This window comes from Porphyrobacter sp. AAP60 (assembly GCF_001296025.1).
In the GTDB taxonomy this organism is placed as follows: Bacteria; Pseudomonadota; Alphaproteobacteria; order Sphingomonadales; family Sphingomonadaceae; genus Erythrobacter.
Map to the genome: position 1 here is coordinate 110166 of NZ_LJHV01000002.1, position 26690 is coordinate 136855.

Consider the following 26690-nt stretch of genomic DNA (forward strand, 5'->3'; position numbering starts at 1 on the left):
TAAGGGGAAGGGATGACCGACCGCCTCACGATCCGCCGCCCCGATGACTGGCACCTGCATTTCCGCGATGGTGCGATCATGCGCGAAGTGGTGCCCTATACCGCGCGCCAGTTTGCCCGTGCGATCGTGATGCCCAACCTTACCCCTCCGGTGACGACGACCGCACTTGGTGCGGCCTATCGTGACCGGATTTTGGCGGCGGTGCCCGCTGGCACGCGCTTCACCCCGCTGATGACCTGTTACCTGACAGACAGCACCGATGCTGATGACCTGGCGCGCGGCGCGGCTTCGGGCGTGTTCACGGCGGCCAAGATGTATCCCGCCAACGCCACCACCAATTCGGCCGCCGGGGTTTCGAACATCGAAAACCTTTATCCGGTGCTGGCGCGGATGGAGGCGGAGGATATCGTGCTGTGCATCCACGGCGAGGTGACCGATGCAGACATTGATGTGTTCGATCGCGAGAAAGAATTCATCGACAGGCACTTGTGCGCCATTGTTTCAACATTTCCTAAGCTGCGGGTGGTGTTCGAACACATCACCACTTCCGATGCGGTGGAATTCGTGATGGCTTCAGGCCCGCAGGTCGCCGCGACGATCACGCCGCAGCACCTCCATATCAACCGCAACGCGATGCTGGTGGGCGGCATCCAGCCACACAATTACTGCCTGCCCGTCGCCAAGCGCGAAAGCCACCGTCTGGCGTTGCGCAAGGCGGCGACAAGCGGGAGCCCCAAGTTCTTCCTTGGCACTGACAGCGCCCCGCACCTGCGCAGCGCCAAGGAAAGCGCCTGCGGCTGCGCGGGCATCTTCGGTGCGCCTTTTGCGCTGGAGAGCTATCTGACCGTGTTCGACGAGGAAGGCGCGCTGGATGCCTTTGAAGGCTTTGCCTCGCTCCACGGCCCGGCGTTCTACAAGCTGCCGGTGAATGAAGAGATGGTGACGCTGGAACGCGCCGAAGTGGCGGTGCCGCCGTGCCTGCACGTGACCGGAGAGGACATCGTCCCTTGGCACGGCGGGCAGACGCTGAGTTGGCGGTTCGTCGGTTAGTGGCCCTATTTTCCGGTCGCCCTGAGCTTGTCGAAGGGCCGTCCTTCACTTCGACTTGTTTGCCGGCTTCAAGAAGAGCAGTCCTTCGACAGGCTCAGGACGAGCGGATTTTGAGTTAACCGGCAACCCGCGCCGCTCTCTTCCGCGCCCACAGGTCAGCCACGAAGATCGCTACCGCAACCCAGATCAGCACAAAGCTGAATAGCTTCACTGGCGACAGCGGCTGTTCGAACACGAACAGGCCGAGGAAAAACACGATGGTGGGCGCCAGGTACTGGATGAAGCCCAGCGTCGAATAATCCATCCGCCGCGCGGCAATTGCGAACAACAGCAGCGGCACGGCGGTGACCACGCCGGAAAAGACGATGAGGCCGCTCAATTGCCAGTCCTGCCCGAAGGATGATCCCGCCGGGCTCATCGCATACCATGCGGCAATGCCGCAGGCGGGCAGCAGCAGGATCGCGCTTTCGATGGTGAGGCCGGGCAGCGATCCCACTGAAACCTGTTTGCGCACAAGCCCGTAAAGCCCGAAGCTGAAGCCGAGTGTCAGGCTGATCCACAGGCTGGTGAGAGCGCCCGCTGCCAGCAGCACTACCGCCACCAAGGCAATGCTTGCCGCCAGCCATTGCCAGCGCGACAGACGCTCGCCCAGAAACATCGTCCCCAGCAGCACGTTGATCAACGGGTTGAGGTAATAACCGATCGAGGCAGCATAGACCTCGCCCGCCATGATCGCCCAGATATAGACGAACCAGTTGATCCCGATCAGCACCGCACTCAGCCCCAGCGCCATCATGGCGCGCGGCGATTTGAGTGCGGTCAGCAGCTCGCCGAACTGGCGGCGGAAGGCAACGATGGCGAGGCACAGCGGCAGCGTCCATATGATCCGCCAGCCGACAAATTCGAACGGCGGCACGCTCTGCACCAGCAGCAGATAAAGCGGCAGGAAACCCCAGATCACATAGGCGCCGATCGCGGGCAGCAGCCCCGAGGGTGCCGGAGCGGTTGGGGCGCTGGCCACGGGGGCGGATGGTTCAGGGGTTCTCATGGATGAAGCGCCGTTAGGGGGCGCAGCGCGGCGGCGCAAGCAGCGTGGATGGCTGAACGGCGGCTGTCACGATTGCAGCTGATTCGTTCAGAATAACCTTAGTATAGATGAACAACCAACTTGCAGCCGTTCCCACCAGCGGCCGCCAGCACGGAGTCGCGAGCTTCGTGGAAAGCGCCTCCGGATTTTCCGCAAGGGATCCGGGGGCGTTTTCGCTTTTTCACCGAAAAATTAACCAAGCCGTGTCATGGGTTGAACCATGCGCTGCCTTGCCCTGACCTTGCTGCTGTTGATTCCCGCCGTTGCCGCCTGCACCGATCGCGAGGCGCAGGCTGCGCAAGATGCGGCGATGATGGCGCAAGACCCGGTGGTGGCCCGCGCGCTGAACGATCCGCTGATGACCGATCCCGATCTTGCCAGTCGCAACGAAGCCAATGCCCTCATCGGTTTTGCCGATAGCAGCGCCCTGCCAACCTTCGCCGCAACCACCTCCGCGGCGCAGGCGGCGCGGGAAGCCGGGCGGCTGGAACTGTTGGAAGGCGGCGCCATTCCCGATCTTCCGCTGCCGGGCACCGACGCGCGCGGCAAGGCGCTGGGGCCGATGGCAAGTCCGGCTGATCTGATTGCGGCGCTGGGCGCGCCCGCCAGTTGCGCGAGGCAGCTTGACCAGAACTTCACCTATGCCGCCGATTTGCCGCCGGTGGCATCGATCATGCCGCATGGCATGGTGCTGCAAGCGGGCGGTGCCGACACCCAGATCTGCGGCATCCGCATCGTGCGCTATCAGACCGCTGCTGCCATCGAGGACGTGCTGGAATACCACAATGCGCAGGCCGTGCGGGCCGGGCTGCGGTCGCTTCGCTACAAGACGCCCGAAGATATCATCGCTGCCAGTGGCGCACGCGATGAAACGCTGGTGGTGCACGCACGCAAGCCCGCCAAGGGGCTCACCAGCGTCGATCTGCTCTACCGCGCGCCCTAATACCAAAGTTCGATGAGCTTGACTCATCGGACTTTGGTTAAGCCCGTGCGGCGTATGAGCATTTTCAGCGCGTGATGCGTCAGCATCTTAGCGCGCTGGTATAAAGCGATAGGGGCTACGGCCTCATGCCGACATTGATAGTAGCGCGGGGCTGATCCATTTCGGTGCTGGCGACCGGATAGGCGCAGTAATCCGCCGCGTAATAGGCTGCCGGGCGGTGATTGCCCGAAAGCCCGATACCGCCGAACGGCGCCTTGGACGAAGCGCCGTTGGTCGGCCCGTTCCAGTTGATGATCCCGGCGCGGATATTGGCCCAGAACCGCCCGTAATCCTCCGGCGTTCCGCCGATGAGCGATGCCGACAGGCCGAAGCGGGTGTTGTTCGCCTCGGCAATCCCGGCGTCGAGATCGGGCACACGCACCACTTGCAGGATCGGGCCGAACAGTTCGATGTCGGGCCGTTCCGGAATGTCGGTCACATCGATGATGCCGGGGGTGAGGAACGGCAGGTCGGGCACGCTGCGGCGCATATGCAGCAGCGCGCGCCCGCCGCCGGTCAGCAGCGCAAGGAAGCTTTCCACCAGACGATCAGCGGTGTCATTATCGATCACCGGCCCCATGAAGGGCTGCGGTTCGCCCAGCGGATCGCCCACCATCAGCTTGCGCGTCAGCGGCAGCAATTGTTCCATCAGTGCTTCATAGACCGATTCTTTCACGATCAGACGGCGCGCGGCGGTGCAGCGCTGGCCTGCGCTGGTAAAGGCGCTCTGGATGATCAGCGCGGCAGCATCGGCCAATTTGGGCGTGTCGATCACGACGACCGGATTATTGCCGCCCATTTCCAGCGCGACGATCTTGCCCGGATTGGCGGCGAGTTTGCGGTTGATCGCGATCCCGGCATTGGCAGAGCCGGTGAACAGCACGCCATCAACGCCGGGATGGGCGACCAGCGCCTTGCCTTCATCCGGCCCGCCGATCACCAGCTGGATCACATCTTCGGGGATGCCTGCAGTGTGGAAACAGGCGACCAGCGCCTCGCCTGCGGCCGGGGTTTTCTCCGATGGTTTGAACAACACCGCATTGCCCGCGATCAGCGCAGGCACGATATGCCCATTGGGCAGGTGCATCGGGAAATTGTAGGGGCCAAGCACCGCCATCACCCCGTGCGGTTTGTGGCGCACAGCAGCGCTGGCGCCGACGCCGCTGTCGAACTTTTTCTTTCCGGTGCGTTCGGCATAGGCCTGCACCGAGATATCGACCTTGTTCACCACAGCATCCACTTCGGCGCGGGCTTCCCACAAGGGCTTGCCTGCCTCGCGCGCGATCAGTTCGGCCAGCGCATCTCCCTGGCGGCGGACTTCGTTGGAGAAGGCGCGCAGTTTCCCGATCCGCTCGGTCAGGGGCAGGGCGGCCCATGCAGGCCAGGCGCGGCGCGCGGCGCTGACCGCGGCATCGACATCGCCGCGGGTACCGCGCCACAATTCTTCACCACTGGCCGGTTCATGGGAGATGAGGATATTGTCGCTCAAACCGCCGTTTCCTGTCTGCGTGTCGCGCTATGCACAGATGCGTGCGGGTATCGCGGATGCATCTGAAAAGATAGGGGGCGCGCTGATAAGGGCTGTTCCGGTGTAATGCGCATCAGGCAGCGTGTCCGGCAGGCGCGGGGGCAGGGCCGTGGGCCTTCCCCATGCGCCGCAATGCAGCGACCTTGGCGTGCAGCGGGGCCCAATCATCGCCTTCGTCAATCGCGGCCCAGATCGCTTCGACCTCGTCGATCAACAGTGATTGGGGGGCCGGGTCTGCCCAGTATCGGTGCGTGTCACCAACAGACTGATAGGCAGCGAACGCTTCGGCCAAGGCGCCCCCGGTGGCTCCGCGCCCGCCGCCCAGAGCCTGCCTGTGCGCGAAGAAAAATGCATCGGGCTGTGCTTTCGCGTCGCGCATCTGCGCCTCGCAGGCGGCGACCAGCTGCGTATCGGCCTCTACCCCTTGCGGAACAACGCCCAGCCGCCAGCACCACCGCCGCGCGACCGCCGCCATATAAAGCGGGCCAAACCGTTCGAGCGCGGCAATCAGCGGAGGCGAATCCGCCAGCAGCCGCAGCGCCACCGCCAATTGCCCGCAATTCCAGTGCAGCGCCTCGGGCTGGCGGCCAAAGGCGTATAGCCCGGCGTGATCGAAATAGGCGGCGGTAAAGCCCGGCTCCCATTCGGGCAGCCAGCGCCACGGGCCGTAATCGAAGCTTTCGCCGGTCACGTTCATGTTATCGGTATTGAGCACCCCGTGGACAAAGCCTGCGACCATGTAGCTGGCGGCGAGATCGGCCATGCGTTCGACCACATGGTGCATCAGCCGCACCGCCGGTTGGTCAAGGGCGGGCGCATCGGCAGGCGGGGGCGGGCCGGGGAAGTTGGCGAGGCAGTAATCGACCAGCGCCGCCATTTCGTCCGCCTGTTCGTGTGCCAGCAGGCGCTGGAAGGTGCCGATGCGGATGTGCGAATGGCTGAGGCGCACCATCACCGCCGAGCGGGTGGGGCTGGGTTCATCCCCGCGCCACAGCTTTTCGCCGGTCTCGATCACGCTGAAGGTTTTGGAGGTGTTGACGCCCAATGCTTCCAGCATCTCGGTGGCCAGAATCTCGCGCACCGCGCCCTTCAGCGTCAGCCGCCCGTCACCGCTGCGGCTGTGCGGGGTGGTGCCTGATCCCTTGGTGCCCAGATCCATCAGCCGCCCGTCGGCCCCGCGCATCTGCGCGAACAGAAAGCCCCGCCCGTCGCCGATTTCGGGGTTGTAGACCCTGAACTGGTGCCCGTGATACCGCAACGCCAGCGGCTGCGGAAGGTTGCCGGGCAGCGGCTGGAAGCGCCCGAAATGCGCCGCCCATTGCGCGTCATCAAGGCCCGCCAGCCCGACGCTTGCCGCAGCGCGATCATTGCGGAAGCGGATGCGGGCTTGGGGAAAGTCTGCCGCTGCTACCGGATCGCCCAGCCAATCCGCCAGTTCAAGGATCGCAGGGTCAGGATGATAGGTGTCAGGAACATCGGGGTGTTGCACAGCATCGCTCATCCCGCGATAGTGGGGGCAAGCGCGCAGCGGTGCAAGCCGCTCGCCAATTCGATCAAAGGGAATATCGCCGTTCATGGCTGCCAATTACGAAGATCGCTTCTGGACCAGTGGCGACGGGCTTAGCCTGCATTACCGCAACTATCCCGGCCCCGATGGCGGCACGGCCCTGCCGGTGCTGTGCATGCACGGCCTGACCCGCAATGCCCGCGATTTCGCCGGGCTGGCCGATGAACTTTGCGTCACGCGCAGGGTGATCGTGCCCGAAATGCGCGGGCGCGGGCAGAGCGATTATGCCTCCGATTCCGATAGCTACACGCCGCTTACCTATGTGCAGGATGTGGAAAGGCTGCTCGCCGAACAGGCCATCACCCGCTTCATCCCGATCGGCACGTCGATGGGCGGGTTGATGACGATGCTGATGGCGGCTGCCGCGCCGGGCCGGATGGCGGCGGTGGTGATGAACGATATCGGGCCGGAAGTGGACGCAGGCGGGCTTGCGCGCATTTCAGGCTATGTCGGGCAGGGGCGCAGCTATCCCACCTGGGTCCACGCCGCGCGCGCCTTGTCCGAAGCACACGGCCCGGCCTTTCCCGATTATGATCTGGATCAATGGCTCGAAATGGCCAAGCGCACCATGGTGGTCACCCAGAACGGGCGCATCAGCTTCGATTACGACATGGCGATTGCGGAACCCTTCGCCAAACCCGGCAACGCCGCGCCGCCCGATCTGTGGCTGGCGTTCGAGGCGTTGCACAATGTGCCGATGCTGCTGGTGCGCGGCGGAATGTCCGATCTGCTGAGCGCGCAGACCGTGGCGCAGATGGGTGCGCGCAATCCGGCGATGCAGGTCGTCACGGTTCCGCGGGTCGGCCATGCGCCCACGCTCGACGAGCCCGAGGTGCGCGCCGCGATCCACGCGCTGCTGGGCGGGGTGGAGTGAGAGAAGTGTCGGGGCAAGCGCCCCGCATTCTGCATTGCCATTCGACTTTCTCGGCTGGCGGCAAGGAAGTGCGCTGCGCACGGCTGATGAATGGCTGGGGGCGGGCGCTGGATCATACGGTCATCTCCGGCCAGCCCGAAGCGATGGGTGCGGCGGCACTGATCGAGGCGCAGGTGCCGGTGCATTTCCCGCAAGGTTTCCCCGCGCTGACCGGAAGCCCTACACCTGCAAGGCTGGCGGCCCTTGCCAAGGCGATGCAGGGGTTTGACCTTGTCTGCACCTATAACTGGGGCGCGATGGATGTGGTGATGGCGCACCGCGTCTTCTCGCAGCAGTATGGCCTGCCGCCGCTGGTGCACCACGAGGATGGCTTCAACGAGGATGAGGCGCTGCGGCTCAAGCCCGCCCGCAACCTCTATCGCCGCATTGCATTGGCCGGGGCGACCAAAGTGATCGTGCCTTCAACCGGGCTCGAACGCATCGCGCGTGAAATCTGGCACCAGCCGCGTGCGAAGGTCGAACGGATCGTCAACGGGATCGACACCGCCGCCTTTGGCGGGCCGCCCAAACCAGCCGCTCTGCCGATTGCCAAACCTGCGGGGCAACACTGGGTCGGCACCTTGGCGGGTCTGCGTGCGGTCAAGAACCTGCCGCTGCTGGTCGAAGCAATGGCGATGCTGCCGGAAGGCTGGCATCTGGTGATCGTGGGCGAGGGGCCGGAGCGAGAGACTATCATGGCCGCAGCGGCGCAACACGGCATCGCCAGCCGCGTTCACCTGCCCGGCGCGGTCAACGATCCGGCGAGCGTGATCGGCCTGTTCGATATCTTTGCGCTATCATCGCGTTCCGAACAATTTCCGCTTTCGGTGGTGGAAGCGATGGCGGCTGGCCTGCCCGTCGCCGCGCCCGATGTTGGCGATATCGCGGCGATGGTGGCGGCTGATAACCGCGCCCACATCACCGCGCCCGGCGATGCGCAGGCGCTGGGGACGGCGCTGGCGCTGCTGGCCGCCGATCCGGCTGTGCGAGCGCGGATCGGCGCCGCCAATCAGGCCCGCGCGCGGGCCGAGTATGATTTTGCCGCGATGCTTGCCCGCTATCACGCAGCCTATGCAGGCGCGATGGGGCGCGATTTCTGATGCGGCCCGCTTCATCTGCGGTTCAAACCGCGCTTGCCATGCCCCGCGCAAGCTGCGGCCTCCGCTGTGTGCGCAATAGGAGCGCCCATTGCGTGCAGGCCAGCACCTGCCTAAAGAGCCGCACTGACCCTTTGGCCGCACAGCGGCGCATGTTCTGAACGAGAAAGACTGGCCAGCATGGCGCGCATTCCGACCACCACTCCTGCGACACCGAACCCCTCGGCCGAAGATGAAGTGCTGATCCGCGAGATCGACGAGGCCGTGCGCGAAGACGCGGTGTTCGATTTCATGCGCAATCACGGGGTCAAGGTGCTCGGCGGGATCGCTGTGCTGATCGCTGCGATGGGCGGTTACATGCTATGGGATAACTCCCGCGAAAGCGCGCTGGAAACCCAGTCCGAAACGCTGATTTCCGCGCTCGATTACGCCAATCAGCGCGATTTCAAGACAGCGGACGAAAAGGTCGCTCCGCTGCTGGCCGATGGCAATTCCGCCGGTGCCCGCACGGCCGCGCGCTTTCTTCAGGCCGGTGCGGCGCTGGAACAGGGCGAGCCTGCCAAGGCGACCGCGCTGTACAAAGCCATTGCCGCCGATAACAGCGCGCCGACCGTGCTGCGCGATCTGGCCCGCCTGCGCGATGTCAGCACCAATTTCGACACTATGAAGCCTGCCGATGTGATCGCGCAGCTGGAACCCTTGGCAAAGCCCGGCAATGCCTTCTTCGGCAGCGCGGGAGAGCTGATGGCGATGGCCCATCTGGAAGCAGGCAACAAGGCTGCGGCGGGCAAGCTGTTTGCCGATATCGCCAAGAATGAAGATCAACCCGAAACGCTGCGTTCACGCGCCCGCCAGATGGCCGGCCTGCTGGGCGTGGATGCGATTGTGGATGTCGAAAAATTGCTGAAGGACGAAGGGGTGGTCCCGTCCGGTGGCGAAGGCGGCGCTGCGGCTGCGGCCAATTGAGGATAATGGTTTGAAACGGACGGGTATGACATTTTCGAAAATTGCACGCGCCGGTCTGCTGGCGGGCATCCTTGCTGCGGGCCTGACAGGCTGCAAGGGCGGCCTGTTCGGCGGCGGAGATGACAAGACCACGCCAACCGTGGGCAATCGCGTGCCGATCCTGTCGCGCATCGAAAGCGGGGCAGAAGTCGATCCGGCACTGGCCGCGATTTCGGTTGTACTGCCGCCCGCGCGCAGCAATCCCGAATGGGCGCAGCCCGGCGGTTCGGCCAGCAAATCCTACGGGCACCTGGCGCTCGCTGAAAACCCTTCGAAGGTGTGGACTGCGAGCGTTGCCGGATCGACCAACCGGATGCGCCTTGCCTCAGCGCCGGTGGTGGGCGGCAACAAGCTGTTCGCAATCGGTACCGACGGTGTGATCCACGCTTTCGACAAGGCCAGCGGCGCACGGGTGTGGAGCCGCGGCGACGAATCCCTGACCAAGGATCAGGCACCGTCCGCCTTCGGCGGCGGGGTCAGCTTTGAAGCGGGCAAGCTTTACGCCACCAACGGCGTGGGCGATGTGATGGCGCTGAACGCCGAAACCGGCGCAGAATTGTGGAACGTCAAGCCCGCAGGCCCGCTGCGCGGTTCGCCGACCATCGCCTTTGGTCAGCTGTTCGTGATGACGCAGGATAATCAGGTCATCTCGCTCAACATCAATGATGGCTCGCTGATGTGGGACGAATCGGGTTCCACCACGCAATCGGGCGTGTTCGGTGTTGCCGCGCCTTCTGCCGGGCAGGGCACCGTGATCGCGGGCTATTCCAGCGGAGAGCTTTCAGCCTACCGTTATGAAAACGGCCGCACGCTGTGGTCGGACGCGCTGGCGCGCACCAACATCTCCACCACTGTGGGTTCGATCACCGATATCGATGCCGATCCGATCATCGATTCGGGCCGCGTCTATGCGCTTGGTCAGGGCGGGCGCATGGCCGCCTATGAACTGGTCACCGGCCAGCGCATCTGGGAATTGAACCTTGCCGGGATTTCCACTCCGGCGATTGCAGGCGAATGGATCTTCACCCTCACCGATGATGCGCGGCTGCTGGCGATTGCCCGGTCTTCGGGCCGCGTGCGCTGGATCACCCAGATGCAGGGCTTCAAGAACGAAAAGAAAAATGAAAACCCGATCTTCTGGACCGGCCCGGTGCTGGCAGGCGGCCAGTTGTGGGTCGCCAGCTCGCGCGGTGAGGTTTGGCGGGTGAGCGCTGGCGAAGGCTCCGCCTCGTTGTTTGCCGATATCGGACAGCCGGTCAGCTTGCCGCCGGTCGTGGCCGATGGCCATCTTTACGTGTTGGATGACAGCGGCACGATTCACGCCTGGAAGTGATGTCCAACAGGGGGTTTGGGCCAGGTGTCGTCTAGACCCCGGCTAGACCCCCTCCAGACCCCCCTTAGACCCCGGTTCGGGGCGATTCGAGCGGGTTTAACCAAGCTGTTAACCCTTATGGGGTAGGGCTTTGGCACCATGTCCGCAGCCCGCGCCCCCATTCCTACCGCCCTTCCGCCGAGCGATGTTTCGACCGGTGTGGGCCTTGCCGGGCTGGCGGGATTGTTCGGGTGGATCATGTTCTGCCGCTCCTACCCGGCGATCGCCGATGGGTTGGGGTTGGAGGGCAGCCTTTCTGGCGCGCGCGGCGTACTGTCCGGCCCTACAGCGGCGCTGGCTGCGATGCTGTTTACCGCGCTGCCGATGGCTTTGTGGTCGGTGCTGGTCGACAAGGTGCACCGGCGTCCATCCACGGGGATCGACTGGACCATCAGGCGGCCCCTTGCCGAAGTCATGCCGGTGGCGGTGGTGAAGCTGTGCGGGCTCTGGGCGACCTGGGCAATTCTTGCAGGTTTCTATGGGCTTGGGCGCTGGTATTGGAGCGGAAGTTACCTTTTCGCGATGGAGGTTCTGACCTACGCGGTGCTGCCATTGGTGGCGCTTTCGGTGCCCTATGTGATCTGGCTTGACCGCCACCTGATCGAGCCGCGCGACGGCACTTGGCACTTCGGTGCATTCCTACTCGGCGGCGGGGTGATCGGGCGCGATGTGTTGGATCACGGTGCGATTGCAAAACACTGGCGGGCGTGGATCATCAAGGGCTTTTTCGGCGCGTTCATGATCTCGATCCTGCCGGGCGGTTTCGCGCAGGTCGTGTCGGCTAACACTGCCCAAGTGTTTGGCAATCCGGTTGAATTTGCGATGCTGCTGGTAACGCTGCTGTTCGTGATCGACGTACAGATCGGCACCGTGGGATACCTGCTCACGCTGCGCCCGCTGGATGCTCACATCCGTTCGGGCAATCCCTTCCTCGCTGGCTGGGTGGCGGCGCTGCTGTGTTATCCGCCGTTTGTGTGGGGTGTTATCGGGGCGGATAATCAGGTGCTCAGTTACGAGGTCGGCACGCCGGGTTGGGCGCACTGGTTTGCCGGGCAGGAAGCGCTGCTGTGGGCATGGGGCGGACTTCTGGCAATTCTTACAGGCATTTACGCCTGGGCAACGGTGGTGTTCGGCATCCGCTTTTCAAACCTCACCTATCGCGGCGTTATGACCCATGGGCCCTATCGCTTCACCCGCCACCCGGCTTACCTCTCGAAAAACCTGTTCTGGTGGGCTTCGGTGCTGCCGTTTCTGGTGACCACCGGATCACTGGCCGATGCGGCGCGCAATTCCGTTTTCCTACTGGCGGTCAATGGTATCTATTACTGGCGCGCCCGCACGGAAGAGGCGCACCTGCTGGCCGAAGACGCCAAATACCGCGAATATCACGCCTGGATGGAACAGCATGGATTGATCACCGCACCACTCGCCCGGCTGAAGCGGTTTTTCACTGGGCAGGGGCGCGCCGAACCCCATACCGCGCCGCTATTTCCGGCAGAATAGCGAACAAAATCAGAATGATTGTTCGTAAACGCGGGTGACATCCCCGTTCCATTCGCCGTGATAGGCATCAAGCAGGCGCTGGGCCGGAACCTTGCCTGTGGCGACGATTTCATCGAGTGTTTCGAGGTAGCCGGTTTCATTATCGCCGCTGGCATTAAGCCGCGCCCGCGCCTTCAGCCCGGCATGCGCGATCTTGAGCACCTCGCGCCCCAGATCCTGCAATGTGCCGCCATCGGGTGAACGGGTGGCAAGTGCAAGGCGCGGCACTTCGCCACGGAGCCGTTGGCGCTCCTCCATCGACCAACCCTTGACCAGATCCCATGCGGCATCGAGCGCGCCCTGATCATATAGCAGCCCGACCCAGAATGCGGGGAGCGCGCAAATCCGGTTCCACGGTCCACCATCCGCGCCGCGCATTTCGAGGAAGCTCTTCAACCGCACTTCGGGAAAAGCCGTGGAAAGATGATCCCACCAGTCGCTTTGCGTCGGACGTTCGCCGGGCAGGACGGACAGTTTGCCGTCGAGGAAATCGCGGAAACTGAGCCCTGCCGCATCGATATATTTCCCGTCGCGGAAGACGAAATACATCGGCACATCAAGCATATATCGCGCCCAGCGTTCGTAGCCGAAGCCGTCTTCGAACACGAAAGGCAGCATCCCCGTGCGTGCCGGATCAGTGTCCGACCAGATGTGCGAACGGTATGACAGGAAGCCGTTGGGCTTGCCTTCGGTGAAGGGCGAATTGGCAAACAACGCGGTCGCCAGCGGTTGCAGCGCAAGGCCGACGCGGAACTTCTTCACCATGTCGGCTTCGGACTGGTAATCGAGGTTCACCTGGATCGTGCAGGTGCGCAGCATCATGTCGAGGCCCATCGTGCCCACGCGCGGCATGTGGCGCAGCATGATGCCGTAACGGCCCTTGGGCATGATCGGCAGTTCGGCCCGCGTCTTGTCGGGCCACATGCCGAGGCCGAGATAGCCGACACCGCATTTTTCGCCGACCTCTTTCACCTGCGCCAGATGCCGTCCAGTCTCGGCACAAGTCTGGTGCAGGTTTTCCAGCGGCGCGCCGGACAGTTCCAGCTGGCCCGCCGGTTCAAGGCTGACCGCGCCGTCATCACCCTTCAGGGCGATCACGTTGCCGCCTTCCTCCACCGGGCTCCAGTCAAATTTCTCCAGACCTTTCAGAAGGTCGCGGATGCCGCATTGCTCGTCATAGGAAGGCGCGCGGTGATCGGCGCGCTTGTAGACCAGCTTTTCATGCTCGGTGCCGATGCGCCAGTCAGCCGGGGGCTTTTCGCCGCCGATCATGGGGGCGACCAATTGATCCAGGCTCTCGATGATCGGATCATCTGCGGTGCTGGTTTCGCGTGTGCTCATCGAACAGGCCCTCTTTGGCCGGTTGCCTTAGAAAACCGATTTGCCGCTGGGAAGCGAAAACGCATTTGCCGGCACGAAGCCCGGCTACCAATCGCCCGCGCTGGCCATCCATACCGACAGGACAGCGATAGCGGCGGTCTCTCCGCGCAGGATACGCGGGCCAAGGGTAATGGCGTGCGCGGAAGGGTGGGAGCGGATGGCGGCGCGTTCGGCATCGTCGAACCCGCCTTCCGGGCCGATGAGGATCGCGGCAGGGGAGCGCTTGTGGGCGGAGAAGGCGGCCGCGGCAGGTTCGCCCCCCTCTTCTCTGGCGTTTTCGTCAGCGAAGAACAGCCTGCGATTCTCTGCCCAGCCCGCCAGCAACGCCTCAAGCTTCACCGGTTCGGCAATCTGCGGCAGTGCGGTGCGGGCGCATTGTTCGGCGGCTTCGGTGGTGATGGTGCGGGCCCGGTCAAGGTTGAGCTTGTCCGCCACACAGCGGCGGGTGACCAGCGGCGCGATCCGCGCCGCGCCCAGTTCGGTCGCTTTCTCCAGCACCAGATCGAAGCGATCCTTCTTGAGCAGCGCTGGGCACAGCCACAGATCGGGCACGGCTTCGCGCGGGCGCAAGTGATCCACCACTTCAAGCGTCACATCGCGTTTGCCGACATTGCTGACCCGTGCCGCCCACTCGCCGGTAATGTCATCGCACAGGATCACGATGTCACCAGGCGCGGCGCGCATGACGCGGGTAAGGTAGTGCGCAGGATTGCCCTCGATCCGCACAACCGATCCTGCCGTCAGTGGCTGGACGACAAACAGGCGCGGTGCGCTTTTCGGGGGCCAGGCGGGAGTAGCGGGCATGGCTTTGCACTAGGCGGAAGCGGCGCTAGGGAGCAAGCGTGACCGAACACATCGTCCCAGATTCCGAACATCGTGGCCTCGTCGCCCGACTGCCGCAATTGCCGCGTGACCTTGCCATGCTGGCGCGGTTCGACCGGCCGATTGGCTGGTGGCTGTTGTTCTGGCCCTGCGTGTTCGGGGTATGGCTGGCGGGGGCCAAGGCGGAGGCCGGCTTATTCGGAGGCGTGCAATGGGCGCTGCTCGGCTGGCTGCTGCTCGGCGCTATCGCGATGCGCGGGGCGGGATGTGTTTATAACGACATCGTCGATGCCGATCTCGATCGGCAGGTGGCGCGCACGGCGCTGCGTCCGGTGGCGAGTGGTCGGGTGTCGAAACGTGCGGCTTGGATGTGGCTGCTGGCACTGTGTCTGATCGGGCTGGTGGTTCTGCTGCAATTGCGGTGGCAAGCGCAAGCCGTGGCGCTGGGCAGCTTGGCGCTGGTGGCGGCCTATCCGTTCATGAAGCGGATCACATGGTGGCCGCAAGCCTGGCTTGGGTTGGTGTTCAACTGGGGCCTGCTGGTCGGCTGGACGCAATTGCGCTGGGACAATTGGCCTGCGCTGGCCTGCGTCTATGCGGGCTGCATCGCCTGGGTGATCGGTTACGACACAATCTATGCCCTGCAAGACCGCGAGGATGATGCGATGGTCGGCATCCGGTCATCGGCGCTGGCGATGGGCGCGCGGGTGAAGGGCGGTATCGCCGGCTTTTATGCCTTAACCATCGCGCTGTGGGCGCTGGGGTTCTGGCTTTATCGCCCCGATCCGCTCGCGCTTCTCACTCTGCTGCCGGTGGCCGCGCATCTCCTTTGGCAGGTGGCGACACTGGATGCGGACGACCCCGCCAATCCGCTCGCGCGGTTCCGGTCAAACCGCTGGGCCGGTGCCCTGATGGCGGCAGCCTGCTTCGTGGTGGGCAACGCGGGGGGCTGAGGCGACATGTGCAACCTCTACCGCATGACCAAGGCCCGCAGCGAAGTCGCTGCATGGTTCGATGCGGTGGACGCGGCGGACGGCGCGAATTTCGGTGACGAAGTCTATCCCGGCTATCCAGGACTGGTGGTGGCAGATGGGGCCGTGCGGGCCATGGCATGGGGTTTCCCGCTGGTGCTCAAAGGCAAACAGGGCCAGCCGCTCAAGCCCAAACCAATCAACAATGCGCGTACTGACAAGCTGGGCAGTTTTTTCTGGCGCCAGTCTTTCGAGCAACGCCGCTGCCTTATCCCGCTGACTGCTTGGGCCGAGGCGCAAGGGGCCAAGGGGCGGATGACACGCACATGGATGTCGCTGCCCGATGCTCCGCTGTTCGCGGCTGCCGGGGTGTGGCGGCAAAGCGATGAATGGGGTGCATGTTATGCCATGGTGATGACCGACAGTGCGGGATCGGATGCGGCGGAGATTCACAGCCGTATGCCGGTTCTGATCGCACCTGAAGATCACGCCCGCTGGCTTGGCGCGCCTGCGGATGATGCGTTGACGCTGTGCCAGCCGTGGGCGGGGAGCTTGACGATTGATCGCACCGCGCAGCCTTGGGCCAAAGGCGCGGCCAGCCAGCCCGGATTGCTCTAGCTTTCCGGCCCCAGTTCGGGATCAAGATCGCGGGGGCGGGCGAAGTGGACGAGTTCCGCGCAGTACCGCTTCAAGTCGGCCCAATGTTCGATATCGCATTCCAGCACGGCGTAGGCGGCGGTCGGAAACTTCACTACCGCTTCCTTGAACAGGGCGTTTTCCTTGCCCGGCGCGACCAGTTCCAGCAGCACGTCCTGCAAGCCGGGGTTGTGGCCGGAAATGAGGATCGTTTTCGCCTCATCGGCCCCGCGCCCCGCATGGGCCTCGATCGTCTCGACGATGGTATCGAAGCTGGCGAGGTACAGACGCTGATCGTAGATCGGCGCGAGATCAGGCAAACCCGCTTCCAGCGTCAACTTCACCCGCACGGCCGGCGAGGCAATCAGCCTGTCCCATTTCACCCCGTGATCGCGGATGTGCTTGCCGATCAGCTCGGCCCCCTTGCGGCCGCGCGCGTTCAGCCCTCGGTCGAAATCGCGCTGATTGGTATCGTCCCAATCCGATTTGGCGTGGCGCAGGAGGCCAAGGATTTTCACGGCAAAAAGGCTCCCGGAGCATCGGCTGACTGCTGATCGATATCCTTGCCCCCAACACCAGCCGCGACGCGATGTAAAGCCTCATCAAGCGTCACACGCAGCACCGGAGTGCCCGGCGGGAAGGCCGATAACAGCCGCGTGGGGAATGACGGCGAAAGCACGACGAAATGGCCGGCATCATCCTTGCTGCGGATCAGGCGCCCGAAGGCCTGGGCCAGCTTGGCGCGGATGATGCGGTCATCATAGGTGCTGCCGCCACCTGCGGCACGGCGGGCCTTGTGGAGGATATCGGGGCGTGGCCAGGGCACCTGTTCCAGCACCACGCAGCGCAGGGAGTGGCCCGGTACATCGACCCCGTCACGCAGCGCATCGGTGCCCAGCAGGCTGGCGCGCGGATCGTCGCGGAAAATATCCACCAGCGTGCCGGTGTCGATCGGATCGACGTGCTGTGCATAGACCGGCAGACCCGCCCTCGCGAGCCTGTCAGCCACCCGCCCATAGACCGCGCGCAAACGCCGGATCGCTGTAAACAGGCCGAGCACCCCGCCGCCCGAAGCCTCGATCAGCCGCGCATAGGCTCCGGCGAGAGCGGGCAGATCGCCCTTCCTGATGTCGGTGACGATCAGCACTTCGGCCCGCGCTGCGTAATCGAACGGGCTTGTTGCGGCCGAGAGCAGCGGCGCGCTTTCGACATGCGCCGCGCCGGAACGTGCGATGGCGCTGGCCCAGACATCGTCGCTAGTGGTGCGGTCGGTCAGCGTTGCACTGGTCAGCAGCACGCCGTGTGCAGGTTCCAGCACCACGCGGGCAAAGGGCTTCATCGGGTCGAGCCAGCGGCGATGGATCGCGACATCGAATTCGCGCGCGTCGGAACGGTCAACCGCCAGCCAGTCGACAAATTCGGGGTCAGCCGGGCCGCCGAGCCGGTCAAGCAGGGCTTCCCATGCTGCAATCAGATCGATCCTCCATGTCAATGCAAAGCGAGCGCCTTCGATCCGTGCCCGTCCCTGGCCATCAAGCCAGTCCGGCGGATCGGCAAGGATCGCTTCCAATCGCCCGCCCAGCCGGATCAACGGCACGCGGATGGCCGCAAGCGCCTCGGCAGCATTGCTCGCAGCTTCGATCACTTCGCCCGGCAGGCCAGCCGCTTCGGTCTCGATCCCGTAACCTGCATCAACCCCGCCACTTTCATCGCGAGCGTAAGTCGCAGCCCGGACCGCCGCCAGCAGCGCTTCGATCGGGCCAAAGGGCGCGTTTTCGGTCAGGCGTTGCAGCCATCCATCGGACGGCAGCAATTGTCCGGCCTTGCACGCAGCAGCGATCGCTTCGGCACCTGCCTCGTCGTAACTTGCCAGGTCTGCCAGTCTCGCGGCGAGACCGCGCCTGCGCCCGCGTGCCTCGCGTTCGGGGCCGATGATCCAGCGGCGCAGTTCGATCGTCTCCTGCCCGCTGAGCGTGGCGGCGAAGGTCGAATCCGCTGCGTCGAAAACGTGGTGGCCTTCGTCGAAGATCAACCGGGTCGGGCGCTGGTTGGGGTCTCTCGCTCGCGCCGCGTTGACCATGACAAGCGCATGGTTGGCGATGACCAGATCGGCCTGCGCGCTGTCCCTTGCGGCGCGTTCGATGAAGCATTTGCGGTAATGCGGGCACCCGGCATAAACGCACTCGCCGCGCTGGTCGGTCAGCGCTGCAATCCCGCGCTTGCGGAACAGCGTGCCGAGCCAGCCCGGCAGATCACCGCCCACCATATCGCCATCGCGGGTATAGGCCCCCCAGCGCGCCACCAGCTGCGCCAGAATCGCCGCACGTCCGGCGAACCCGCCTTGCAGCGCATCTTCCAGATTGAGCAGGCAGAGGTAATTCTCGCGCCCCTTCCTTACCACCACCGGCGGGGTGCCATCGGCGCGCTTGGCAGGCCACGCCCGCCTGCTTTCGGCGCGCAGCTGGCGTTGCAGGTTCTTGGTGAAGGTCGATACCCAGACTGTCCCGCCGCTTTGCGCTGACCATAGCGAAGCAGGTGCGAGATAGCCCAGCGTCTTGCCGATCCCGGTGCCCGCCTGCGCCAGCCCCAGATGCGGGCGGCCCGGCGCGGAGCGGGGGGCGAAAATGCGGGCGACATCCTGCGCATAGGCGCGCTGGCCTTCGCGCTGTTCTGCGCCTTCTCCCGTCATCCGGGCGAGTTGTTCGACCACTGCCGGGCCGGCAAGTTCGACTTGCCGCGGGGCTGCACGTTCGGGCGTCTCCTCCCACTCCGGCAGTTTGGCGAACAGCCAGCGTTCGGCCCTTTCGGGCTTGGCGATATGCGGTTTCAGCACCTGCGCCCACGGCCAGCGCAGCCGTTCGAGCGACTGAAGCGCGCTCCATGATCCTTCGCGTTCGAACCATTCGGGATCGCGGCATGCGGCAATCAATGCCCCCGCCGCGCGCTGGAGCATTTCCGGCACGTCCTCGTCACCACCGGGCACCGGCAGGCCCAGCGCTTCGGCGAGACCGCGCGGGGTCGGCACGCAGAAGCGGGCGGGGTGGATGAAAGCGAAGGCTTCCAGCACATCAAGCCCTGACAGGTCGGGATAGCCCAGCCTGCTAGCCACCAGCGGCGCGTTGATCAGCAGCACCGGCGTATCTGCGGCGGCCATGATCGCATCGCCCTTGGACACCGCGCTCGTCGGACTTGCTGATCTCTGGCCGCCAACGCGCAGCCAATGCCCGCCGTGGCTGGCATGCAGTGCGGGCAGGTTGACAGGATCGGGCAAGACAGCGGGAGAGGTCACGCGGCCAAGATGGGGGAGGGCGGCGGGATTGTAAACGCACGCTTGCAAGCCTGTCCGCCATGCCTAATAGCCACCGCACCATGACCATCACTCCGCAAGCTCTCATCACCGCAGCCCAAAACTCCAAAGCCTGGCCGTTTCAGGAGGCGCAGCGCCTTGCGAAGCGATTGCCGCAGGGCAAAGACGGCGGCGTGCTGTTCGAAACCGGTTATGGTCCGTCGGGCTTGCCGCATATCGGCACCTTTCAGGAAGTGCTGCGCACCACACTCGTCCGCCGCGCTTACGAGGCGCTGACCGGCGGCGCGCCGACGCGTTTGGTGGCGTTTTCGGATGATATGGACGGGCTGCGCAAGGTGCCCGACAATGTGCCGAACCGCGAAATGCTGGCGCAGCATCTTGGCAAGCCATTGTCGCGCATCCCTGATCCGTTCGAAAAGTTCGATAGCTTTGCCGCGCACAACAATGCGATGCTGCGCGACTTCCTTGATCAGTTCGGGTTCGAATATGAATTCGTCAGTTCGTCCGACTGCTACAATTCGGGCAAGTTCGATGATGCGCTGAAGGGCGTGCTCGCCAATTTCGGCGCGATTCTCGACATCATGCTGCCGACTTTGGGCGAGGAGCGGCGCCAGACCTATTCGCCGGTCATGCCGATCAGCCCGACAACCGGTGCTGTGCTTCAGGTGCCGATTGAAGTCGTGGACGCGGCGGCCGGGCTCATCCGCTTCACCGACGAGGACGGCAGCACGGTCGAACAATCGGCCTTGGGCGGTATGGCGAAGTGCCAGTGGAAGGTCGATTGGGCGATGCGCTGGGTGGCGCTCGGCGTCGACTACGAGATGTATGGCAAGGACTTGACCGATTCCGGCATCCAGTCGGGCAAGATCGCCCGCGTGTTGGGCGGCCACAAGCCCGAAGGCCTGATCTATGAGCTGTTTCTGGATGCCAAGGGCGAGAAGATATCGAAGTCCAAGGGCAATGGCCTGTCGATCGAAGACTGGCTGCAATATGGCAGCGAAGAAAGCCTTGGTCATTACATCTTCGCCAATCCCAAAAGCGCCAAGCAGCTTCACGCCGGCGTAATCCCCAAGGCGGTGGATGATTACTGGCAGTTCCGTGCTGCCTTGCCGGGGCAGGATATCGACAAGCAATTGGGCAATCCGGTGTGGCACCTGCTGCGCGCTAATGAAAGCCACGCAGGCGCTGAAGCCCCGGGGGCGGGCGATGCGCTGCCCGTGCCATTCAGCCTGCTGCTGAACCTTGTCGGCGTGCTGGGTGCGGGCGCGACGCGCGAAGCGGTGTGGTCGTATCTCGGCAATTATGTCGCGGATGCCAATCCTGCCGCGCATCCGGCGCTTGATACACTGGTGATCAAGGCGCTCGCCTATAACCGCGATTTCGTCGCGCCCACGCTCGCCAAGCGCGCGCCAGCCGGCGGCGAGGTGGCCGCTTTGAGGGCGTTGGATGATGCGCTGGCCGCAGCCGATCCGGCCACCAGCGCCGAAGACCTGCAGACCATAGTCTATGAAATCGGCAAGCAGGAGGAGTTCGGCTTCGAGAGCCTGCGAGACTGGTTCAAGGCGCTTTATGAAACCCTGCTGGGCAGCGAACAAGGCCCGCGCATGGGCAGCTTCATCGCACTCTATGGCATCACGCCAACCCGCCAATTGATCGCCGAGGCGCTGGCTAAGGCATAGCCCGCTTCCCTATCGCCACTGGCGGGTGCGATACCATTTGGTGATGATGTATTTCGTGCCAGCCAGCACCGGCATCCCGGCGTGGAGCGTGGTTTCGTTGGGGCTGCCATCGGGCAAGGCATTATTCCACACCAGCAGCGCGCCCGCCTTGGGCTCGATCTGAATGCCGAGCGCGCTGAACAAGGTCGCGCCGCCAGCTTCAACATCGTTGAGATAGGCCATCGCCGTCCATGAACGCTGCCCGCCGCGCGCTTCTTCTTGCGGCCAGTAAGCTTCCGACGTGTAGAACCAGTCATTATGCGGCTTGAATTGCTGGCCGGGACGATAACGCTGGCCCTGGATCGGCTCTCCGATCGCAGGATCGAGGCCCAGCAGCGCATCAATCCGCGAAGAAATTGCTGTGACAAGCAGGTCACGCGGATCAAGGTCACCGGAATATGAGGTGCGAAAGCCGCTCGCGTAATCGACCTCGTGAAGCGAGGACGGGCGCGCCACTGCGTCGATCATCGCGCACAGCGTCTCGCACTCTGCCGAACCGACGAAATCGCCAATGGCGAACAGTTCGACCGCCGGGTTCTCGATCCGGTAGGCCGCTGCATTCGCCGCCAACCGCGTGCGCACCTGCGACCCGGCTTCGGCAAGCGCGTGCTGATCGGGGATAAGGCTTGCTGCATTCATCGCCTGAGACGCTAGCAAGCCGGGCGGGCGGTGCAAAGCATCAGACTGATTGCGCGGGCTTGCAGGAATGCTAGACCTTGTTGCCGGGGATCGCGGAGGGATATTGATGAGCCTTAATCCGAAGTCAAAATATTCTGGTCTGGCCATGGCCTTGCACTGGCTGGTGGGAATCGCGGTCATTGTCACCTGGCGGATTGCCGAAGCGGCCGAACACGCACCCGACCGCGCGGCGCGTAGCGAGATCATGGGCAACCACTTTGCGCTGGGCGTGGTGATTTTCGCACTCGTCGCAACGCGCTTCATCTGGCGACAGATTAACGCTCCGCCGCCACCGGTGGCAGGTCATTCCGGTTGGGAGCGCAGGCTGGCCAAGGCTACGCACCTTGCCATGTACACGCTGATGCTGGTGATGCCGCTGGCGGGCTGGTTTGCAATGTCGCTTCGCGGTGCGCCGATCAATGTCTGGAACATCATCACCGTCCCCCCTTTGCCCGTGCCTGAAAACCCCGATCTGGCCGGCCAGATTTTCGATATCCACGCGATTTCCGGCACTGCGTTGCTGGTGCTGATTGCGGTGCACATCCTCGCCACGCTCAAGCACACGCTGATTGACAAGGATGGCACGATTTTCCGGATACTGCCTTTCGGCAAGGTCAGGGGCTAACAAAGAAAAGCCCCGCCGGATTGCTCTGGCGGGGTTCTTCGAATGTAGTTTGCCTTACCAGAAGAAGTCGTTGATCACATCGACCACTTCGCCGGTGTAGATATCCACCAGCAGGACATCATCATAATACCGCACCCACTGGTAAGGGCCATAGGCCGGAGGCAGGCGGTAGGAGATCGGATCGCTGATGAAGAACCGCGGCTGGAAGAACAGGCTATCGAGAAAGAACCCGATGCCGACCCGGCTGTAAGCGTGCGACCGGAATGGGGCGTAATAGGGCCCGGGGCGATAATGGAAGCGGTTGCTGCGCCGGAAATCGACATAGTTGTAGCTGCGGTTCGAACGCCAGCCGCGATCCCAGCGGCTGAAATTGCGGTTGTCCCAGCCATCACGGCCGCGCCAGTTCCAGCGCCAGTCATCCTGCCGCCAGTTGTTACGCCGCCAGTCATTTCCCCGGCCATCGTAACGGCGACCATCGCGCGAATTGTCACGGCGACCATCGCGCCAGTTGTCACGGCGAATATCGTTGCCGCGCCAGCCATTGCGACCGGTTTCGATGCGGTCGGCGCGCCGGTCTCCGCGGAACTCCACCCGGTCAGCGCGGCGATCCCCGCGATTCTCGATCCGGTTGGCGCGGACATCCCCGCGACGTTCGATACGATCGGCGCGGATATCGGTGCGACGGTCAACCCGCGCGGCGGCAACGTCGCGGCCTCGGCGATCAAGCTGGCCTGCACGGAAGTCTCCGCGCCGCTCCACCTGGTTGGCCCGCGCTTCACTGCGGCGGTCGACCTGATTGGCCCTCACCTCGCTGCGGCGGTCGATACGATTGGCGCGCACCTCGCTCCGGCGATCGACCCGCTGGGCGCGTTCAACCTGCTGTGCGCGGTTGATCACATCGCTGCCAAACCCGCGCGCAGCAGGCCGGTCGGGGCGCGATTCGGCCCGCTGCGGGCGAACGGCACGCTGTGCCCGCGCTTCGGAGCGGCCACCGCGGTTTTCAGAGCGCATCTGCGGCCGGTCGGCACGGGCCTGCCCGCGGGCTTCTGACCGGTTCTGTGCTTCGGCGGGCGTGGCGGGAAGGGTAAAGGCGAGCGCCAGCGCCAAAGCTGCCAGCGATCCGCTTTTGGCGAAAAGGTTCGTCATCGTGAGTACCTCCAGTATCGCCGGCCCACCACAAGCGGCTAGTTGAGAAGTCTGGAATAGACGATGCAGACTGTCGCGGCGATTAACCGGGTTGCCGATATTCAGAAAAAATGCGGATAAAATGAACAATCTTGCGTTCCGACTTCCTGCATCTTGACGGGATCGGGATTGCGACCAAAGGCTGCGTGCAATGTTCGAAACGCTTGAAGACGTCCGCACCGATTGCCTCAACCGCCTGATCCGCGCACCACGTGATCGCAAATCACCGATGCATGCACCGGTCATCGTCACGGGCGATGTCGATGCGCGGGTGATGGTGCTGCGCGCTTTTGACAGCACGCACATGACGCTGCGATTGCACACGGATGCCCGCGCTCCCAAGGCCAGGGTCATTGCGGCCGACCCCCGCGTCGCAGTCCTGTTTTATGACAAGGGCGCCAAGGTGCAGATCCGGGCGCGGGGCAAGGGGGAGATTCTGACCACCGGACAACTGGTCGATGATGCGTGGGCTGCCAGCACCAATTTTGCGCGGCGGTGTTATCTGGGCGATGGGCCAGGGGCGGCTTCAGATACGCCGACATCGGGCCTTCCGGCAGAGTTCGAAGGGGCCGAACCCGATGATACGCAACTGATCCCGGCACGCGAGAACTTCGCGTTGCTGATGATCACCATTACCGATCTCGACTGGCTTTATCTTGCCCACACCGGCCATGTCCGCGCACAGTTTTCACGCCGTGGTGAGGTGCCGGACTGGCAGGGCCGCTGGGTCGCGCCCTAGGTTCAGGCTGCAGAAGCTGTCGATGAAGGAGCAGGGGCAGGAAGATACATGACTTCCTCGATATCGCTTGCGGCGATGACATGATCCTCGCCGCGAGCAATTGCTGCCTTCAGCGCCGCCCGCGCGCGCATGATCATCAGATTGTCATTGTCACAGCGGTGTCCAGCAGCGACACCGAAGCTTGCGGTAATGCCGGATAATCCGGCTGGATAGGTATCGCGAAGCTGCGCCAGGCTGCGGCGCAGGCGGTGGGCGATCCGGCTGGCGTTCTGTTCGTCGGCGCCGGGAACGACGATCGTGAAGCCATCCCCGTCAATGTCTGAAAAGCTGTCGCCGCGCCGTAATCCTGCCCGCATGATATTGGCGACCTGATCGCGCAATTCGGCGTTCCAGACACCGTGCATACCTTCCATCTGGTCGATCCGCCCATGCAACACGGCGTGGGATGTCTGGCGCATCGCCTTGCGGCGGTTGGCCAAATTGATTGCCGGACCGAGCGTATCTCGGCTCAACAAATCCTTTAGCGGGCTGCGGCGCGGCACAGCACGGTGCAGCAATTGTCGATGTCTGACCGCTGCGCCCACGCCAAGGCACAACGCACACAGAACTACCGCCACCTCAAGTGGCACTTCGATTCCGGTAAACACGCCCCCGCTGCCCCCTTGCGATCATCTTATCGCTAAGGAGAGTGACGTAGGTCTGGTTAAGGGAGCGTAAACGAAGCGGGGTGCGCGCGTCCGCACCCCGCAGTTTCCAAGGCTTACCGCGTCAGCTTCTTGTAAGCGAGGCGGGTAGGGCGGTCGGCCGCATCGCCCAGACGGCGGCGCTTGTCTTCCTCGTAGGCTTCGAAGTTGCCTTCGAACCATTCGACATGGCTGTTGCCTTCAAAGGCGAGGATGTGGGTGGCGAGGCGATCGAGGAAGAAGCGGTCGTGGCTGATTACCACCGCGCAGCCCGCGAAGTTTTCAATCGCATCTTCCAGCGCGGCCAGCGTTTCGACGTCCAGATCGTTGGTCGGCTCGTCAAGCAGAAGCACGTTGCCGCCCTGTTTCAGCATCTTGGCCATGTGCACGCGGTTACGTTCACCGCCCGAAAGCTTGCCGACGTTTTTCTGCTGGTCTGCGCCCTTGAAGTTGAACGCGCCAACATAGGCGCGGGTCGAGGTTTCCTGCTTGTTGACGGTCATGTAATCCAGCCCGTCGCTGATTTCCTGCCACACATTATTGGCCGGGTTCAGATGGTCGCGGCTCTGGTCAACATAGCCAAGGTGTACGGTGCTGCCGATTTCGATCGTGCCGCTATCGGGCTGTTCCTTTCCGGTGATGATCTTGAACAGCGTGGACTTGCCTGCGCCGTTCGGGCCGATGATGCCGACGATGCCGCCCGGCGGCAGCATGAAGCTGAGGTTTTCGAACAACAGCTTGTCACCATAAGCCTTGGTGATGTTCTTCGCCTCGATTACCTTGCTACCCAGCCGCTCGGGCACCTGGATCACGATCTGCGCCTTGCCAAGCGCCCGATTATCCTGCGCGTTCTGCAATTCTTCGAACTTGCGCACGCGCGCCTTGCTCTTGGTCTGACGCGCGGCGGGGGTCTGGCGGATCCATTCGAGCTCGCGTTGCAAGGCCTTCTGCTTGCCGCTTTCCTCGCGGTTTTCCTGCTCCATCCGCTTGGCCTTCTTCTCCAGGTAGGTGGAGTAGTTGCCTTCGTAGGGGTAGTAGCTGCCGCGATCGAGTTCGAGAATCCATTCCACCACATTATCAAGGAAGTAACGGTCGTGGGTGATCATCAGCACCGCGCCGGCATATTCCTTGAGGTGGTTTTCGAGCCACTGTACGCTTTCGGCATCGAGGTGGTTGGTCGGCTCGTCCAGCAGCAGGATCGAAGGCTTCTGGATCAGCAGCCGGGTCAGCGCGACGCGGCGCTTTTCCCCGCCTGACAGGTCTTTCACCGGCCAGTCGCCCGGTGGGCAGCGCAATGCTTCCATCGCCACTTCGAGCTGGTTGTCGAGCGTCCAGCCATCGACCGAATCGATCTTGTCCTGCAATTCGCCCATTTCCGCGCCCAGCGTATCGAAATCGGCATCCGGCTCGCACATCAGCGCGCTGATTTCGTTGAAGCGGTCAACCATGTCGGCGATCCCGCGTGCGCCATCCTTGACGTTTTCGAGCACGGTCTTGCTCTCATCAAGCTCCGGCTCCTGCTCCAGATAACCGACAGTGATGTTTTCGCCCGGCCATGCTTCGCCGGTGAAATCGGTGTCGATCCCCGCCATGATCTTGATCAGGGTCGATTTGCCCGCACCGTTGGGGCCGACGATGCCGATCTTTGCACCCTGATAGAATTGCAGCGAGATATTGGAGAGCACCGGCTTCTGGGCACCGGGGAAGGTCTTGGTCATGTCCTTCATGACAAAGGCGTATTGGGCGGCCATCGGATCAGTCCTTCAAGGATCAAGAATTAAGGTCGGCAGGTTTGGCTGCGCA

The 26690-nt window shown here is 63.5% G+C and carries 23 protein-coding genes; 12 read left to right on the forward strand and 11 right to left on the reverse strand.

Going from position 1 to position 26690, the window contains the following annotated elements:
* Positions 1-12 precede the first annotated feature (12 nt).
* Positions 13-1050 (forward strand): dihydroorotase, encoded by a 1038-nt coding sequence (gene pyrC, locus IP79_RS01050; RefSeq protein WP_054117405.1) that lies wholly within the window; start codon positions 13-15, stop codon positions 1048-1050.
* A 115-nt stretch (positions 1051-1165) separates the two neighbouring features.
* Here the strand turns inward: pyrC and rarD are convergent, their stop codons facing one another.
* A complete protein-coding gene (gene rarD / locus IP79_RS01055) occupies positions 1166-2098 on the reverse strand; it encodes an EamA family transporter RarD (RefSeq protein WP_054117406.1) in 933 nt (310 codons plus the stop codon).
* A 280-nt stretch (positions 2099-2378) separates the two neighbouring features.
* Between rarD and IP79_RS01060 the strand changes: the two genes are divergently transcribed.
* Entirely contained in the window at positions 2379-3080 is a 702-nt protein-coding gene (locus IP79_RS01060) for a hypothetical protein (RefSeq protein ID WP_197273702.1), read from the forward strand.
* 115 nt (positions 3081-3195) lie between these two features.
* On the opposite strand, the gene astD is transcribed toward IP79_RS01060, so the two are convergent.
* Both astD and IP79_RS01070 read right to left on the reverse strand, forming a co-directional pair.
* Entirely contained in the window at positions 3196-4608 is a 1413-nt protein-coding gene (gene astD, locus IP79_RS01065; protein WP_054117408.1) for a succinylglutamate-semialdehyde dehydrogenase, read from the reverse strand.
* A 112-nt stretch (positions 4609-4720) separates the two neighbouring features.
* Positions 4721-6148, reverse strand: coding sequence for a protein adenylyltransferase SelO family protein (locus IP79_RS01070; RefSeq protein WP_054117964.1), 1428 nt, complete (start codon positions 6146-6148; stop codon positions 4721-4723).
* A 73-nt stretch (positions 6149-6221) separates the two neighbouring features.
* Here IP79_RS01070 and IP79_RS01075 point away from each other — a divergent pair, with 73 nt between their 5' ends.
* The 5 genes from IP79_RS01075 (at position 6222) to IP79_RS01095 (ending at position 12104) form a co-directional block, all read left to right on the forward strand.
* Positions 6222-7088 carry an alpha/beta fold hydrolase gene (locus IP79_RS01075; RefSeq protein WP_054117409.1) on the forward strand — a complete coding sequence of 289 codons (867 nt, stop codon included), beginning with the start codon at positions 6222-6224 and terminating at the stop codon, positions 7086-7088.
* A 5-nt stretch (positions 7089-7093) separates the two neighbouring features.
* A complete protein-coding gene (locus tag IP79_RS01080; RefSeq protein WP_054117410.1) occupies positions 7094-8227 on the forward strand; it encodes a glycosyltransferase in 1134 nt (377 codons plus the stop codon).
* Between the two features lie 177 nt (positions 8228-8404).
* Positions 8405-9190 (forward strand): tetratricopeptide repeat protein, encoded by a 786-nt coding sequence (locus IP79_RS01085; RefSeq protein WP_054117411.1) that lies wholly within the window; start codon positions 8405-8407, stop codon positions 9188-9190.
* Positions 9191-9215: 25 nt separating this feature from the next.
* Positions 9216-10562, forward strand: coding sequence for a PQQ-binding-like beta-propeller repeat protein (locus IP79_RS01090; protein ID WP_054117412.1), 1347 nt, complete (start codon positions 9216-9218; stop codon positions 10560-10562).
* A gap of 138 nt (positions 10563-10700) precedes the next feature.
* Positions 10701-12104 carry a methyltransferase family protein gene (locus tag IP79_RS01095; RefSeq protein ID WP_054117413.1) on the forward strand — a complete coding sequence of 468 codons (1404 nt, stop codon included), beginning with the start codon at positions 10701-10703 and terminating at the stop codon, positions 12102-12104.
* A gap of 9 nt (positions 12105-12113) precedes the next feature.
* On the opposite strand, the gene IP79_RS01100 is transcribed toward IP79_RS01095, so the two are convergent.
* The gene (locus IP79_RS01100; protein ID WP_054117414.1) at positions 12114-13484 is read right to left on the reverse strand and encodes a glutamate--cysteine ligase; all 1371 of its coding nucleotides are present in this window, start codon (positions 13482-13484) and stop codon (positions 12114-12116) included.
* Between the two features lie 84 nt (positions 13485-13568).
* Complete coding sequence (locus IP79_RS01105; protein WP_054117415.1) at positions 13569-14327, reverse strand: 16S rRNA (uracil(1498)-N(3))-methyltransferase; 759 nt, start codon at positions 14325-14327, stop codon at positions 13569-13571.
* 38 nt (positions 14328-14365) lie between these two features.
* On the opposite strand from IP79_RS01105, the gene ubiA reads away from it, so the two are divergent.
* On the forward strand, positions 14366-15298 hold the full coding sequence (ubiA, locus tag IP79_RS01110) for a 4-hydroxybenzoate octaprenyltransferase (RefSeq protein WP_054117416.1): 933 nt from the start codon (positions 14366-14368) through the stop codon (positions 15296-15298).
* 6 nt (positions 15299-15304) lie between these two features.
* Positions 15305-15934: an SOS response-associated peptidase gene (locus IP79_RS01115; protein WP_054117417.1), complete on the forward strand. Its 630-nt coding sequence runs from the start codon at positions 15305-15307 to the stop codon at positions 15932-15934.
* Here IP79_RS01115 and IP79_RS01120 read toward each other — a convergent pair.
* Both IP79_RS01120 and IP79_RS01125 read right to left on the reverse strand, forming a co-directional pair.
* Entirely contained in the window at positions 15931-16470 is a 540-nt protein-coding gene (locus IP79_RS01120) for a SixA phosphatase family protein (RefSeq protein ID WP_054117418.1), read from the reverse strand. The genes IP79_RS01115 and IP79_RS01120 overlap by 4 nt on opposite strands.
* Positions 16467-19106 (reverse strand): ATP-dependent DNA helicase, encoded by a 2640-nt coding sequence (locus IP79_RS01125; protein ID WP_233994078.1) that lies wholly within the window; start codon positions 19104-19106, stop codon positions 16467-16469. Before IP79_RS01125 ends, IP79_RS01120 begins: the two co-directional genes overlap by 4 nt.
* Positions 19107-19321: 215 nt before the next feature.
* Here IP79_RS01125 and IP79_RS01130 point away from each other — a divergent pair, with 215 nt between their 5' ends.
* The gene (locus IP79_RS01130) at positions 19322-20938 is read left to right on the forward strand and encodes a lysine--tRNA ligase (RefSeq protein ID WP_197273703.1); all 1617 of its coding nucleotides are present in this window, start codon (positions 19322-19324) and stop codon (positions 20936-20938) included.
* Positions 20939-20947: 9 nt separating this feature from the next.
* Here IP79_RS01130 and IP79_RS01135 read toward each other — a convergent pair whose 3' ends face one another.
* A complete protein-coding gene (locus IP79_RS01135) occupies positions 20948-21616 on the reverse strand; it encodes a prolyl hydroxylase family protein (protein ID WP_054117421.1) in 669 nt (222 codons plus the stop codon).
* A 106-nt stretch (positions 21617-21722) separates the two neighbouring features.
* On the opposite strand from IP79_RS01135, the gene IP79_RS01140 reads away from it, so the two are divergent.
* Positions 21723-22280 (forward strand): cytochrome b, encoded by a 558-nt coding sequence (locus IP79_RS01140; protein WP_233994037.1) that lies wholly within the window; start codon positions 21723-21725, stop codon positions 22278-22280.
* 54 nt (positions 22281-22334) lie between these two features.
* Here the strand turns inward: IP79_RS01140 and IP79_RS01145 are convergent, their stop codons facing one another.
* Complete coding sequence (locus tag IP79_RS01145; RefSeq protein WP_054117423.1) at positions 22335-23426, reverse strand: RcnB family protein; 1092 nt, start codon at positions 23424-23426, stop codon at positions 22335-22337.
* A 190-nt stretch (positions 23427-23616) separates the two neighbouring features.
* Here IP79_RS01145 and IP79_RS01150 point away from each other — a divergent pair, with 190 nt between their 5' ends.
* On the forward strand, positions 23617-24204 hold the full coding sequence (locus IP79_RS01150; RefSeq protein WP_054117424.1) for a pyridoxamine 5'-phosphate oxidase family protein: 588 nt from the start codon (positions 23617-23619) through the stop codon (positions 24202-24204).
* A gap of 2 nt (positions 24205-24206) precedes the next feature.
* Here IP79_RS01150 and IP79_RS01155 read toward each other — a convergent pair whose 3' ends face one another.
* Together IP79_RS01155 and ettA are read right to left on the reverse strand one after the other, a co-directional pair.
* Complete coding sequence (locus IP79_RS01155) at positions 24207-24851, reverse strand: diguanylate cyclase domain-containing protein (protein ID WP_156318009.1); 645 nt, start codon at positions 24849-24851, stop codon at positions 24207-24209.
* Positions 24852-24964: 113 nt separating this feature from the next.
* A complete protein-coding gene (gene ettA, locus IP79_RS01160) occupies positions 24965-26638 on the reverse strand; it encodes an energy-dependent translational throttle protein EttA (protein ID WP_054117426.1) in 1674 nt (557 codons plus the stop codon).
* Positions 26639-26690: the final 52 nt, after the last annotated feature.

Excerpts from the sequence above, each read along its gene's own strand:
- IP79_RS01130 (WP_197273703.1), top strand. The coding sequence starts at position 19,322 with ATGACCATCACTCCGCAAGCTCTCATCACCGCAGCCCAAAACTCCAAA.
- IP79_RS01125 (WP_233994078.1), bottom strand. The coding sequence starts at position 19,106 with ATGGCCGCCGCAGATACGCCGGTGCTGCTGATCAACGCGCCGCTGGTG.
- IP79_RS01115 (WP_054117417.1), top strand. The coding sequence starts at position 15,305 with ATGTGCAACCTCTACCGCATGACCAAGGCCCGCAGCGAAGTCGCTGCA.
- IP79_RS01105 (WP_054117415.1), bottom strand. The coding sequence starts at position 14,327 with ATGCCCGCTACTCCCGCCTGGCCCCCGAAAAGCGCACCGCGCCTGTTT.
- rarD (WP_054117406.1), bottom strand. The coding sequence starts at position 2,098 with ATGAGAACCCCTGAACCATCCGCCCCCGTGGCCAGCGCCCCAACCGCT.
- IP79_RS01140 (WP_233994037.1), top strand. The coding sequence starts at position 21,723 with ATGAGCCTTAATCCGAAGTCAAAATATTCTGGTCTGGCCATGGCCTTG.
- ettA (WP_054117426.1), bottom strand. The coding sequence starts at position 26,638 with ATGGCCGCCCAATACGCCTTTGTCATGAAGGACATGACCAAGACCTTC.
- IP79_RS01085 (WP_054117411.1), top strand. The coding sequence starts at position 8,405 with ATGGCGCGCATTCCGACCACCACTCCTGCGACACCGAACCCCTCGGCC.
- IP79_RS01075 (WP_054117409.1), top strand. The coding sequence starts at position 6,222 with ATGGCTGCCAATTACGAAGATCGCTTCTGGACCAGTGGCGACGGGCTT.
- IP79_RS01145 (WP_054117423.1), bottom strand. The coding sequence starts at position 23,426 with ATGACGAACCTTTTCGCCAAAAGCGGATCGCTGGCAGCTTTGGCGCTG.
- IP79_RS01150 (WP_054117424.1), top strand. The coding sequence starts at position 23,617 with ATGTTCGAAACGCTTGAAGACGTCCGCACCGATTGCCTCAACCGCCTG.
- IP79_RS01070 (WP_054117964.1), bottom strand. The coding sequence starts at position 6,148 with ATGAGCGATGCTGTGCAACACCCCGATGTTCCTGACACCTATCATCCT.
- IP79_RS01100 (WP_054117414.1), bottom strand. The coding sequence starts at position 13,484 with ATGAGCACACGCGAAACCAGCACCGCAGATGATCCGATCATCGAGAGC.
- IP79_RS01135 (WP_054117421.1), bottom strand. The coding sequence starts at position 21,616 with ATGAATGCAGCAAGCCTTATCCCCGATCAGCACGCGCTTGCCGAAGCC.
- IP79_RS01090 (WP_054117412.1), top strand. The coding sequence starts at position 9,216 with ATGACATTTTCGAAAATTGCACGCGCCGGTCTGCTGGCGGGCATCCTT.
- pyrC (WP_054117405.1), top strand. The coding sequence starts at position 13 with ATGACCGACCGCCTCACGATCCGCCGCCCCGATGACTGGCACCTGCAT.
- IP79_RS01095 (WP_054117413.1), top strand. The coding sequence starts at position 10,701 with ATGTCCGCAGCCCGCGCCCCCATTCCTACCGCCCTTCCGCCGAGCGAT.